Below are 12,518 nucleotides of genomic sequence, written 5' to 3' on the forward strand. Positions count from 1 at the left end.
TGCCGCTTCATGCCCTCTGCACACCCCCACCGATTCGACTAAGCTGGTCCACGTTCGCCCAGGTCCGCCAGGACTCGGCGATTCCCTCCCGACGGCGATGAATGCCATCCCGTCCAGCGGCCCAGGACACCTTCCGCACACGCGGCCGGCGCGCAGGTCCAAGGGTCTGAAAGCCAGTTGTATCGGCGTGTGTCGTTGCATTGGCTACCCTACTTCTACATACTTGCCGCCGATTTTTTGTCCTAAAAAACCCTCCATTAACCGTGGAACCTAGCATGAGCACAGCAATCAGTCAGACTGCTTATAACTATAAGGTGGTCCGCCAGTTCGCCGTTATGACGGTAATCTGGGGGGTCGTCGGCATGGGTCTCGGCGTTCTGATTGCCGCACAACTGGTGTGGCCGGAACTCAACTTCAACCTTCCGTGGACCAGTTTCGGCCGTCTGCGCCCGCTCCATACCAACGCGGTGATCTTCGCGTTCGGTGGCTGTGCTCTGTTCGCCACTTCTTATTATGTGGTCCAGCGTACCTCTCAGGCCCGGCTTATTTCCGATGGCCTGGCCGCCTTCACCTTCTGGGGTTGGCAAGCGGTCATCGTATTGGCGGTCATCACCCTGCCCCTGGGCTACACCAGCTCCAAGGAATACGCCGAGCTGGAATGGCCGATCGACATCCTGATCACCATCGTCTGGGTCAGCTACGCCATCGTGTTCTTCGGTACCATCGCCAAGCGCCGGACCAAGCACATCTATGTGGGTAACTGGTTCTTTGGCGGGTTCATCCTGACCGTGGCGTTGTTGCATATCGTCAACAATATGGAAATCCCGGTCTACGCGTTCAAGTCCTACTCCCTGTATTCCGGTGCCACCGACGCCATGATCCAGTGGTGGTACGGCCACAACGCCGTGGGCTTCTTCCTCACCGCCGGCTTCCTCGGGATGATGTACTACTTCGTGCCCAAGCAGGCCGAACGCCCCATCTATTCTTATCGCCTGTCCATCGTCCACTTCTGGGCGCTGATCACCGTCTACATCTGGGCCGGCCCGCACCACCTGCACTACACCGCCCTGCCGGACTGGGCCCAGTCCCTGGGCATGGTGATGTCGCTGATCCTGCTGGCGCCGTCCTGGGGTGGCATGATCAACGGCATGATGACCCTCTCCGGCGCCTGGCATAAGCTGCGCACCGACCCGATCCTGCGCTTCCTGGTGGTGTCCCTGGCCTTCTACGGCATGTCCACCTTCGAAGGCCCGATGATGGCCATCAAGACCGTCAACGCCCTCTCCCACTATACCGACTGGACCATCGGCCACGTGCACGCCGGTGCCCTCGGCTGGGTGGCGATGATTTCCATCGGTTCCCTGTACCACCTGATTCCGAAGGTGTATGGCCGCGAGCAGATGCACAGCATCGGCCTGATCAACGCCCACTTCTGGCTGGCCACCATCGGCACTGTGCTTTATATCGCCTCGATGTGGGTCAACGGCATCACCCAGGGCCTGATGTGGCGTGCGGTCAACCAGGACGGCACCCTCACCTACTCCTTCGTCGAAGCGCTGGAAGCCGGTCATATGGGTTACATGGTCCGCGCACTGGGCGGCGCCTTCTTCCTGACCGGCATGCTGCTGATGGCCTACAACACCTACCGCACCGTACGCGTAGCCAAGCCGGCCGAGTACGAAGCCGCGGCGCAGATCGCCTGAGGAGCCGACCGGATATGCAACACGAAATCGTTGAAAAGAACATCGGCCTGATGGCGCTGCTCATGGTGCTCGCCGTGAGCATCGGCGGCCTGGTGCAGATCGTTCCGCTGTTCTTCCAGGGTGTGACCAACACCCCGGTCGAGGGCATGAAGCCGCGCAACGCGCTGGAAGTGGAAGGCCGCGACATCTTCATCCGCGAAGGCTGCGTCGGCTGCCATTCGCAGATGATCCGTCCGTTCCGCGCCGAAACCGAACGCTACGGCCACTACTCGGTGGCCGGCGAGAGCGTCTGGGATCACCCGTTCCTTTGGGGTTCCAAGCGTACCGGTCCGGACCTGGCCCGCGTCGGCGGCCGCTACTCGGACGACTGGCAGCGCGCCCACCTCTACAACCCGCGCAACGTGGTGCCCGAGTCGAAGATGCCCGCCTACCCCTGGCTGGTGGAGAACCGTCTCGATGGCGCGCACACCGCGGACAAACTGGAAGCACTGCGTACCCTCGGCGTGCCCTACACCGACGAAGATATCGCCGGCGCCAAGGCCGCTGTGAAAGGCAAGACCGAGATGGATGCGCTGGTCGCATTCCTGCAAGGTCTGGGCACCTCTATCAAGAACAAACGGTAACGCACGATGGATATCGGGACTCTTCGCGGCCTGGGTACCGTTCTGGTGTTCGTCGCCTTCATCGGCGTCGTTCTCTGGGCCTACAACGGCAAGCGCAAATCGAGCTTCGACGAAGCGGCCAACCTCCCCTTCGCCGACGACGAGCCCAAGCCCAACGCGCGAGACGAGCACGCTTCTAGGAGTAAGACCGAATGACCACGTTTTGGAGTTGGTACGTAACCCTACTCACCAGCGCCACCCTGCTGGGCCTGACCTGGCTTATCTTCGCGACCCGCCGCGGCCAGCGCGAGAACACCACCGACGAGACCGTCGGCCACTCCTTCGATGGCATCGAGGAGTACGACAACCCGCTACCCCGCTGGTGGTTCATGTTGTTCGTGGGCACCCTGGTGTTCGCCGTGGGTTACCTGGTGCTCTACCCGGGCATGGGTAACTGGAAAGGTGTTTTCCCCGGCTACGACAAGGTTGACGCCGAGTCCAACACCGCCTTCTCCAATGGCGAGCCCGGATGGACCGGCGCCCACCAGTGGGAAAAGGAGATGTTCAAGGCTGACAAGGAATACGGTCCGATCTTCGCCAAATATGCGGCGATGCCTATCGAAGCCGTTGCCCAGGACGAGCAGGCCCTGAAGATGGGCGGTCGGCTGTTCGCCTCCAACTGCGCGGTCTGCCACGGTTCCGATGCCAAGGGCGCCTACGGCTTCCCCAACCTGACCGACCAGGAATGGCGCTGGGGCGGCGAGCCGGCGACCATCAAGACCACCATCCTCGGCGGTCGCCAGGCCGCCATGCCGGCCTGGGGCGAGATTCTCGGCGAAGACGGTGTACACAATGTCGCAGCCTTCGTGCTCACCCAACTGGCCGGCCGCAAGCTGCCGGAAGACGCCAAGGCCGACATCGAAGCGGGTCGCCAGCTCTTCACCTCCAACTGCGTGGCCTGCCACGGTCCGGAAGGCAAGGGCATGCCGGCGATGGGCGCACCGAACCTGACCGACGCCCCGGCGTTCATATACGGTACGAGCTTCGCTCAGCTCCAGCAGACCATCCGCTATGGCCGCAACGGCAAGATGCCGAGCCAGGAGAACCTGCTGGGTAACGACAAGGTGCATCTGCTGGCCGCTTACGTGTACAGCCTGTCGCACAAGCCGGCTCAACAGTGAAACCGTCTCATTCAAGCGCGACGTCCTGTCGCACTTGAATGGGGGGCCTCAGGCGTACCATATACAGCAGGTCATGACTCCGACCGGCACGCATCGGTCGGAGCACACTAATCCGCCGTGGTATGCCTAATGAGTGAGCAGATTCCTGTCCAAGACGTCACCCCTCCCCGGCCCAAGCCTGCCGAAACCGTAGAGCTCTACGCCGCTCGGGAAAAAATCTACACCCGCGCCTTCACCGGCCTGTTCCGCAACCTGCGGATCGTCGGGGGGGCGTTTCTCTTTCTTCTCTACTTCGGCACCGTCTGGCTCGACTGGAATGGCCGCCAGGCCGTCTGGTGGGACCTGCCGGAGCGCAAATTCTTCATCTTCGGCGCGACCTTCTGGCCACAGGACTTCGTGCTCCTGTCCGCCCTGCTGATCATCGCCGCCTTCGGCCTGTTCTTCATCACCGTCTTCGCCGGCCGCGTCTGGTGCGGTTATACCTGCCCGCAGAGCGTATGGACCTGGATCTTCATGTGGTGCGAGAAGGTCACCGAAGGTGATCGCAACCAGCGCATGAAGCTGGACAAGGCCCCCATGAGCGGGCCCAAGCTGCTGCGCAAGAGCGCCAAGCACACCCTGTGGCTGCTCATCAGTCTGGCCACCGGCTTGACCTTCGTCGGCTACTTTTATCCGATCCGCGACCTGGTGGTGCAGATCGCCACCTTCCAGGCGGACGAATTGGCTCTGTTCTGGATCGGCTTCTTCACTCTCGCCACCTACGGCAACGCCGGCTGGCTGCGGGAGCAGGTCTGCGTCTACATGTGCCCTTACTCGCGCTTCCAGAGCGTGATGTTCGACAAGGACACCCTGATCGTTTCCTACGATCCCCGTCGCGGCGAGAAACGCGGCCCGCGCAAGAAAGGCATCGACTACAAGGCCCAGGGCCTCGGCGACTGCATCGACTGCACCATGTGCGTCCAGGTTTGCCCCACCGGCATCGACATCCGTGACGGCCTGCAGATCGAGTGCATCGGCTGCGCCGCCTGCATCGACGCCTGCGACACCATCATGGACAAGATGAACTACCCCCGCGGGCTCATCAGCTACACCACCGAGCACAACCTGTCCGGGCAGAAGACCCAATTGGTACGCCCTCGCCTGATCGGCTATGCCATCGCCCTGCTGGCCATGATCAGCGTGCTCGGCTATGCCATCGCCACCCGTTCCCTGGTGGAGCTGGACGTGAGCAAGGACCGGGTGCTCTACCGGGAGAACGAGCAGGGCCGCATCGAGAACGTCTACACCGTGAAGCTGGTGAACAAGGCCCAGCGCGACCTGACCTTCGTGATCCAGGCGGAAGGCCTCGAGGGGCTGGTCTACGAAGGCCGCCGCGAGGTGCATACCAGCGCTGGCGAGGTGCTGTCGGTGCCCGTGGAACTGTCCATCGAACCGGAGAAGATGCCCTCGAGCACCAACACGATCACCTTCCGGGTGGAATCACCCGACGACCCTTCCATCCACTCCGACGCCAAGAGCCGTTTCATCGGCCCCTCCGTCCGCTGACAGACAAAGGCTTCCATGCCCACCACCGACGCGCAGTTTCAACCCTGGTACAAGCAGTTCTGGCCCTGGTTCATCATCGCCCTGCTGGCGAGCTCGGTGGTGCTGGGCCTGTCTCTGCTGACCATCGCCATCCGCCAGAGCGACAGCCTGGTGGTGACCGACTACTACGACGCCGGCAAGGGCATCAACCAGTCACTGGAGCGGGAGAAATTAGCGGAACGCCTGCACCTGCGGGCACAGCTGAAGCTCGACGAGGAAAGCGGCAACGTCGAGCTGAACCTGGAGGGTGCCAGCCACCCGACGCAACTGGTGCTGAACCTGATTTCGCCGACCCAGCCGGAGCGGGATCGCCGCGTCGTGCTGCAGCCCGGCGATGACCGCGTGTACCGCGGCATGCTCCAGGACAGCGTGAAGGGCCGGCGCTTCGTCGAACTGCTGGGCAGCGAGGGTGGCCAGGAGTGGCGCCTGTTCGAAGAAGAGACCGTGGACCAGGATCATACCGTGGTCCTCGGCGATGAAAGCCCGGCTGGTCAGTGACGCGTCACCGCGCTGCGCCCCGTCCGGTGTGCGCATGAGGAAGCGAGCCGCCTTGCAGGCGGCTCGCCTCTGTTCATCCCGCTGAAAACCCATCCATGCCTAGTCCCGTTCCAGTTCCCGCGTCCACGCCCCTGCCCTGCTATCACTGCGGGCTGCCCGTGCCTGCCGGCGCACGTTACGAGGCGCGCGTGCTGGGCGAAGCGCGCGCGATGTGCTGCCCGGGCTGCCAGGCGGTGGCCGAGGCCATCGTCGACGGGGGACTGGAAAGCTACTACCAGCATCGCAGCGAACCCTCGACCAACCCCGAGGCCCTGCCCCAGGCCCTGCCGGATGAAATAGCCCTGCTCGACCGGGCCGACGTGCAGCAGCCCTTCGTCGAGCACCAGGGCGAGCTGGCCCAGGCTAGCCTGCTGGTGGAAGGCATCAGTTGCGCCGCCTGCGGCTGGCTGATCGAGCGCCACCTGCGGGAGCTGGACGGCGTGGCCGAGGCCTCCCTCAACCTGTCCAACCATCGCCTGCAGGTGCGCTGGGCGGACAGCCGCCTGCCCCTGAGCCGCCTGCTGGCGGAACTGCGCCGCATCGGCTATGCCGCCCACCCCTACACCCCCGACGAGGCTGCCGAGCGCCTGCACCAGGAAAACCGCCGCACCCTGCGCCAGCTGGGCGTGGCCGGGCTGCTGTGGATGCAGGTGATGATGGCCGCGATGGCCACCTGGCCGGAGTTCAACCTGGACCTGTCGGCGGAGCTGGACACCATCCTGCGCTGGGTCAGCCTGTTCCTCACCACGCCCATCGTCTTCTATTGCTGCGGCCCGTTCTTCCGCGGTGCCCTGCGCGACCTGCGTACCTGCCACCTGACCATGGACGTGTCGGTGTCCCTCGCCATCGGCGGCGCCTACCTGGCGGGCATCTGGTCCACGGTGACCGGGGTCGGCGAGTTGTATTTCGACGCCGTAGGCATGTTCGCGCTGTTCCTGCTGGCCGGGCGCTACCTGGAGCGCCGGGCCCGGGAGCGCACCGCGGCCGCCACGGCACAGCTGGTCAACCTGCTCCCGGCGTCCTGCCTGCGCCTGGACCGGGACGGGCAGAGCGAGCGCATCCTGCTCGCCGAGCTGCGGGTGGGCGAGCAGGTGCTGGTGCAGCCCGGTGCGCTGCTGCCGGCCGACGGGGTGATCGTTTCCGGCCAGTCCAGCGTCGACGAATCGCTGCTCAGCGGCGAATACCTGCCGCTGCCCCGGGGCGTCGGCGACGCGGTGACCGCTGGCACGCTGAACGTCGAAGGGCCGCTGACCGTGGAGGTTCGCGCCCTGGGGGACGACACCCGGTTGTCAGCCATCGTCCGCCTGCTGGAGCGCGCCCAGGCGGACAAACCCCGCCTGGCGGAACTGGCCGACCGGGTCGCCCAGTGGTTCCTGCTGGTGGTATTGCTGGCCGCCGTGGTGGTGGGCATCGCCTGGTGGCAGATCGACCCGCAGCGCGCCTTCTGGATCGTCCTGGCCATGCTGGTGGCCACCTGCCCCTGCGCCCTGTCCCTCGCCACGCCCACCGCCCTCACGGCGGCCACCGGCAGCCTGCACCGCCTGGGCCTGCTGCTGACCCGCGGCCACGTACTGGAGGGCTTGAACCGCATCGACACGCTGATCGTCGACAAGACCGGCACCCTGACCGAGGGCCGCCTGACCCTCAGCAGCGTCCAGCCCCTGCGGGACCTGGACGCCGATGCCTGCCTCGCCCTGGCGGCTGCCCTGGAGAATCGCTCCGAACACCCCATCGCCCGTGCCTTCGGCAAGGCGCCGGACGCCGCCGAGCACGTCCTCAGCGTGCCCGGCCAGGGCCTGGAGGGCAGCGTCGGCGGGCACCGCCTGCGCATCGGCCAGCCGGCCTTCGTCGCCGGGCTGTCCGCCTGCACCGCCCCCGCCATCCCGGGCGACCACGGCCAGTGGCTGCTGCTGGGGGACGAACAGGGGCCGCTGGCCTGGCTGGTGCTGGACGACCGCCTGCGGGACGACGCCGCGGCGCTGGTGGAAGCCTGCCGGTCCCGGGGTTGGACGATCTCGCTGCTGTCCGGCGACAGCTCGCCCATGGTGGCCGAAGTGGCCGCGCAACTCGGCATCGACGATGCCCGGGGCGGCCTGACCCCTGACGACAAGCTGGCCGTGCTGCGGGGCCTTCACGAACGCGGGCGCACGGTGCTGATGCTGGGGGACGGAGTCAACGACGTGCCGGTGCTAGCCGGCGCCGACATCAGTGTGGCCATGGGCTCCGCCACCGACCTGGCGAAGACCAGTGCCGACGCGGTGCTGCTGTCCAATCGCCTGGGCAGCCTGGTCCAGGCCTTCGACATGGCCCGCCGCACCCGCCGGATCATCGTCGAGAACCTGTTCTGGGCCAGCCTGTACAATGGCCTGGTGCTGCCCTTCGCCGCCTGCGGCTGGGTGACCCCGGTGTGGGCCGCCCTGGGCATGTCGGTCAGCTCGCTGCTGGTGGTGCTCAACGCGCTGCGGCTCAGCCGCGTGCAGGCCGCCTGATCCGTTTCCCGGAGGTTCGATGACCGCGCTGTACGTCATGATTCCCGTCGCCGTGATCGTCGTCGGCCTGGCCATCTGGCTGTTCTTCTGGGCAGTGGATTCCGGCCAGTACGACGACATGGACAGCCCGGCTCACAGCATCCTGTTCGACGACGAGGACCCGCGCCACCAGGCGGGGGTGGAGGAAGCCAAGGGTCCCGGCACATCCGAACGGGACGCGCCCCATGGCTGACTGGCTGCCGCTACTGGTATCGGCGGCGATCCTCGGCCTGCTGGGCGGCGGCCACTGCCTGGGCATGTGCGGTGGCCTGATGGGCGCCCTGACCCTGGCGATCCCCGCCGAGCAGCGGGGGCGCCGCCTGCGCCTGCTGCTGGCCTACAACCTCGGACGCATCCTCAGCTACGCCACCGCCGGGCTGCTGGTGGGCATGGCCGGCTGGGCCGTGGCCAGCAGCCCCGCGGCCCTGGCCCTGCGGGTGGTGGCGGCGGTCCTGCTGATCGCCATGGGCCTCTACCTGGCTGGCTGGTGGAGCGGGCTGACCCGCATCGAAGCCCTCGGCCGGGGACTCTGGCGACATCTCCAGCCCCTCACCCGGCGCCTGCTGCCGGTCACCAGCCTGCCACGCGCCCTGGTGCTCGGTGCTCTGTGGGGCTGGCTGCCTTGCGGCCTGGTCTATAGCACCCTGCTGTGGTCGGCCAGCCAGGGTTCTCCCGCTCAGGGCGCCGTGCTGATGCTGGCGTTCGGCCTGGGCACCTGGCCGGTGCTGCTGGCCACCGGGCTCGCCGCGGAGCGTCTGAAAGCCCTGCTGCAACGCCGGGGCGTGCGCATGGCCGGTGGCCTGCTGGTGATTCTCTTCGGCCTGTGGACGCTGCCCGGGCCGCATCAGCATTGGCTGATGGGCCACTGAGTCGCCTCCCGGCGGCCCCTCGGCGCCGCTGCTACCTGATCCAGGTCAAGATGACGCAGCCACCCCGCCCCTAGACTCCCGGTCACAGCTCGCCAAACCGGGGACCGCCCGCATGCTAGACGATATCCGCTGGGACACCGACCTGATCCGTCGCTACGACCAATCGGGCCCACGCTACACCTCTTACCCGACCGCGGTGCAGTTCAACCAGCGGGTCGGCTCCTTCGACCTCCTCCACGCCCTGCGGGACAGCCGCAAGGCGCAACGCCCGTTGTCGCTCTACGTGCACGTGCCGTTCTGCGCCAACATCTGCTACTACTGCGCCTGCAACAAGGTCATCACCAAGGACCGCGGCCGGGCGCTGCCCTACCTGGAACGCCTGGAGCGGGAAATCGAACTGGTGGCCTGCCACCTGGACCCGCAGCAGAAGGTGGAACAGCTGCACTTGGGCGGCGGCACGCCGACCTTCCTCAGCCATGACGAGTTGCGCCGACTGATGGCGCACCTGCGCAGCCATTTCAACCTGCTGGATGACGACTCCGGCGACTACGGGATCGAGATCGACCCGCGGGAGGCCGACTGGTCCACCATGGGCCTGCTGCGGGAACTGGGTTTCAACCGGGTCAGCCTCGGCGTGCAGGACCTGGACCCCTCGGTGCAACGGGCGATCAACCGCCTGCAGAGCCTGGAAGAAACCCGGGCCATCGTCGAGGCGGCGCGGACCCTGCAGTACCGCTCGGTGAACATCGACCTGATCTATGGCCTGCCCCGGCAGACGCCGGAGCGTTTCGCCCGCACCGTGGACGAGATCATCGCGCTGCAGCCGGATCGGCTGTCGGTGTTCAACTACGCCCACCTGCCGGAACGCTTCATGCCGCAGCGCCGCATCAACGCCGCCGAGCTGCCGAGCCCCGCGGACAAGCTGGAAATGCTCCAGCACAGCATCGAGCAGCTGACTGCCGCCGGCTACCGTTACATCGGCATGGACCACTTCGCCCTGCCGGACGACGAACTGGCGATGGCCCAGGAAGACGGCAGCCTGCAACGCAACTTCCAGGGCTATACCACCCATGGCCATTGCGACCTGATCGGCCTGGGGGTTTCCGCCATCAGCCAGGTGGGTGACCTGTACAGCCAGAACAACAGCAACCTGGCGGACTACCAGAGCAACCTGGACAACGATCTGCTGGCCACCAGCCGCGGCCTGGTGTGCAACGACGACGACCGGATACGCCGGGCGGTGATCCAGCGGCTGATCTGCCAGTTCCAGCTGTCCTTTGCCGAGATCGAAAGCGCCTTCGACATCACCTTCCGCAGCTACTTCTCGGAAATCTGGCCGCAAGTGCAGCGCATGGCCGGCGATGGCCTGATCGAGCTCAGCGCCCAGGGGATCGATGTGACGCCGGCGGGCCGGCTGCTGGTGCGCTCGGTGTGCATGCTGTTCGACCACTACCTGACCGAGCAGAACCTGCAGCGTTTTTCCCGGGTGATCTGAATGACCCCGGACCCGAGGCGCCTCGGGTCCGGATCGCCTCACTTCATGCTCAAGGCCATCGCGGTCTGCATCTGGCCGCTATCCAGCTTCAATTCCTTCATCGCCTTCATCAGGCCGCCATTGGCCGTAGCGAGGGCGCTGCTCAAGGCATTCAGCTCGCTCTGTTTGGCCGCCATGCGCTCGGCACGGGCCTGGGGATCGAGGCGGGGGTCCGCGGCCAACGCCCTCAATTCTTCCTGCGTCTCGGCGATCTCCGCCCTGATCCGGCGAATCGTCTTCAACTGGCCCTTTACGGTGTCGGGCAGCTCGCTCTTGTCGATGTCCTCGTTCTTCTGGGACTGGCTGGCCTTGGCCTTGCCCAGGGCCGAGAGGCTGACCCGAATGCCACTCTGGGCGGCGCGGATCTGTTCCTGCAGCACGCCCCGGTCGGTCTCCGGTTCATCCGTCTGCTGCGCCCGGCCGTTTTCCTGGGGGGCCGGCATCAGGGCCGATGGGTCGATTCTCATGACAACGCTCCTTGAATGATTCCCGCCTATCGACCCGGGCACGGGAAACTTGAACGATCGGCCAGGTAGCACGCGGCTGGTCCTGGCCAGCGACGTGGGGTACCCTTACGCCCATTGTGCGTTTGCCAAGGATCCCGCCCCCATGTCCGAAAACATCAAGGTTCGAGCCCTGCCCCAGGCCCACTGCAAGGACTGCAGCCTGGCGGCGTTGTGCCTGCCGTTGTCGTTGAACCTGGAAGACATGGATGCCCTGGATGAAATCGTCAAACGCGGCCGCCCGCTGAAGAAGGGCGAGTTCCTCTTCCGCCAGGGCGATGCGTTCGACTCGGTATTCGCCGTGCGCTCCGGCGCGCTGAAAACCTTCAGCGTCACCGATGGCGGCGAGGAGCAGATCACCGGCTTCCACCTGCCCAGCGAGCTGGTGGGTCTGTCGGGCATGGATACCGAGGCCTACCCGGTGTCCGCCCAGGCGCTGGAAACCACCTCGGTGTGCGCGATTCCCTTCGAGCGCCTGGACGAACTGTCCGTCCAGCTGCCACAGCTGCGCCGCCAGCTGATGCGGGTGATGAGCCGGGAAATCCGCGACGACCAGCAGATGATGCTGCTGCTGTCGAAGAAGACCGCGGACGAGCGTATCGCCACGTTCCTGGTCAACCTCTCGGCCCGCTTCCGTGCCCGCGGGTTCTCCGCCAACCAGTTCCGCCTGTCCATGTCCCGCAACGAGATCGGCAATTACCTCGGCCTCGCGGTGGAAACCGTCTCCCGGGTATTCACCCGTTTCCAGCAGAACCAGTTGCTGGCCGCCGAAGGCAAAGAAGTGCATATCCTCGATCCCATCGAGTTGTGCGCCCTGGCCGGCGGCAGCATGGATAGCTGATTCCGCCACATCACCCCGGAGTCCACGCACGCCAGCGACGGTTGGCGTGCGCCTTTTATTTCCAGGTCACGACCGATGCACCTCGACGATGAGTTCTCCCTCAAGACGCTGATCCGCCCGGTCGTGGATTTTCCCAAGCCCGGCGTGGTGTTCCGCGACATTACCCCGCTGTTCCAGTCGCCGAGGGCGTTGCGCCTGGTGGTGGATAGCTTCGCCCAGCGCTACGTCGAGGCCGAGTTCAGTCATGTCGGGGCCATGGATGCCCGTGGCTTCCTCATCGGCTCCGCAGTCGCCTATGCGCTGAACAAGCCGCTGGTGCTATTCCGCAAGCAGGGCAAACTGCCGGCGGACGTCCTGGCCGAAAGCTACCGCACCGAGTACGGCGAGGCGTTCCTGGAGGTCCACAGCGACAGCCTCTGCGAGGGGGACAAGGTGGTGCTGTTCGACGACCTGATCGCCACCGGCGGGACCCTGCTGGCCGCCGCAGCGCTGGCGCGGCGCATGGGCGCCAGCCTGTTGGAAGCGGCCGCCATCATCGACCTGCCGGAACTGGGCGGCTCGCAGAAGCTCATGGACGCCGGCATTCCCACCTTCGCCCTCACGGCGTTCGCCCTCGACGAAATCTGAGCCGGGGCG

13 protein-coding genes are annotated in these 12,518 nt (G+C 65.7%); 12 read left to right on the forward strand and 1 reads right to left on the reverse strand.

What is annotated here, in order from left to right:
- Positions 1-275: 275 nt before the first annotated feature.
- From ccoN to hemN, 10 genes are all read left to right on the forward strand, one after another.
- The gene (gene ccoN, locus FM069_RS12560; RefSeq protein WP_143488698.1) at positions 276-1,703 is read left to right on the forward strand and encodes a cytochrome-c oxidase, cbb3-type subunit I; all 1,428 of its coding nucleotides are present in this window, start codon (positions 276-278) and stop codon (positions 1,701-1,703) included.
- 14 nt (positions 1,704-1,717) lie between these two features.
- Positions 1,718-2,326, forward strand: a complete 609-nt coding sequence (gene ccoO, locus FM069_RS12565; protein ID WP_143488699.1) for a cytochrome-c oxidase, cbb3-type subunit II — start codon at positions 1,718-1,720, stop codon at positions 2,324-2,326.
- Positions 2,327-2,332: 6 nt separating this feature from the next.
- Complete coding sequence (locus tag FM069_RS12570) at positions 2,333-2,521, forward strand: cbb3-type cytochrome oxidase subunit 3 (protein WP_143488700.1); 189 nt, start codon at positions 2,333-2,335, stop codon at positions 2,519-2,521.
- Complete coding sequence (ccoP, locus tag FM069_RS12575; protein WP_143488701.1) at positions 2,518-3,486, forward strand: cytochrome-c oxidase, cbb3-type subunit III; 969 nt, start codon at positions 2,518-2,520, stop codon at positions 3,484-3,486. The genes FM069_RS12570 and ccoP overlap by 4 nt, the downstream gene beginning before the upstream one ends.
- A 129-nt stretch (positions 3,487-3,615) precedes the next feature.
- Positions 3,616-5,031, forward strand: a complete 1,416-nt coding sequence (gene ccoG / locus FM069_RS12580) for a cytochrome c oxidase accessory protein CcoG (RefSeq protein WP_143488702.1) — start codon at positions 3,616-3,618, stop codon at positions 5,029-5,031.
- Positions 5,032-5,046: 15 nt separating this feature from the next.
- Positions 5,047-5,568 carry a FixH family protein gene (locus FM069_RS12585; protein ID WP_143488703.1) on the forward strand — a complete coding sequence of 174 codons (522 nt, stop codon included), beginning with the start codon at positions 5,047-5,049 and terminating at the stop codon, positions 5,566-5,568.
- Between the two features lie 95 nt (positions 5,569-5,663).
- On the forward strand, positions 5,664-8,096 hold the full coding sequence (locus tag FM069_RS12590) for a heavy metal translocating P-type ATPase (protein WP_143488704.1): 2,433 nt from the start codon (positions 5,664-5,666) through the stop codon (positions 8,094-8,096).
- A gap of 19 nt (positions 8,097-8,115) precedes the next feature.
- Complete coding sequence (gene ccoS, locus FM069_RS12595) at positions 8,116-8,328, forward strand: cbb3-type cytochrome oxidase assembly protein CcoS (protein ID WP_143488705.1); 213 nt, start codon at positions 8,116-8,118, stop codon at positions 8,326-8,328.
- Positions 8,321-9,004, forward strand: a complete 684-nt coding sequence (locus FM069_RS12600) for a sulfite exporter TauE/SafE family protein (RefSeq protein ID WP_143488706.1) — start codon at positions 8,321-8,323, stop codon at positions 9,002-9,004. The genes ccoS and FM069_RS12600 overlap by 8 nt, the downstream gene beginning before the upstream one ends.
- 112 nt (positions 9,005-9,116) lie before the next feature.
- Positions 9,117-10,499, forward strand: a complete 1,383-nt coding sequence (gene hemN / locus FM069_RS12605; protein ID WP_143488707.1) for an oxygen-independent coproporphyrinogen III oxidase — start codon at positions 9,117-9,119, stop codon at positions 10,497-10,499.
- 38 nt (positions 10,500-10,537) lie between these two features.
- On the opposite strand, the gene FM069_RS12610 is transcribed toward hemN, so the two are convergent.
- Positions 10,538-11,005 (reverse strand): hypothetical protein, encoded by a 468-nt coding sequence (locus FM069_RS12610; protein ID WP_233282031.1) that lies wholly within the window; start codon positions 11,003-11,005, stop codon positions 10,538-10,540.
- Positions 11,006-11,147: 142 nt separating this feature from the next.
- On the opposite strand from FM069_RS12610, the gene fnr reads away from it, so the two are divergent.
- Together fnr and FM069_RS12620 are read left to right on the forward strand one after the other, a co-directional pair.
- Positions 11,148-11,882 (forward strand): fumarate/nitrate reduction transcriptional regulator Fnr, encoded by a 735-nt coding sequence (gene fnr / locus FM069_RS12615; protein ID WP_143488708.1) that lies wholly within the window; start codon positions 11,148-11,150, stop codon positions 11,880-11,882.
- 75 nt (positions 11,883-11,957) lie between these two features.
- The gene (locus FM069_RS12620; protein ID WP_143488709.1) at positions 11,958-12,509 is read left to right on the forward strand and encodes an adenine phosphoribosyltransferase; all 552 of its coding nucleotides are present in this window, start codon (positions 11,958-11,960) and stop codon (positions 12,507-12,509) included.
- Positions 12,510-12,518 lie beyond the last annotated feature (9 nt).

Origin of the sequence: Pseudomonas mangiferae (assembly GCF_007109405.1) — a bacterium.
Lineage (GTDB): Bacteria > Pseudomonadota > Gammaproteobacteria > Pseudomonadales > Pseudomonadaceae > Pseudomonas_T > Pseudomonas_T mangiferae.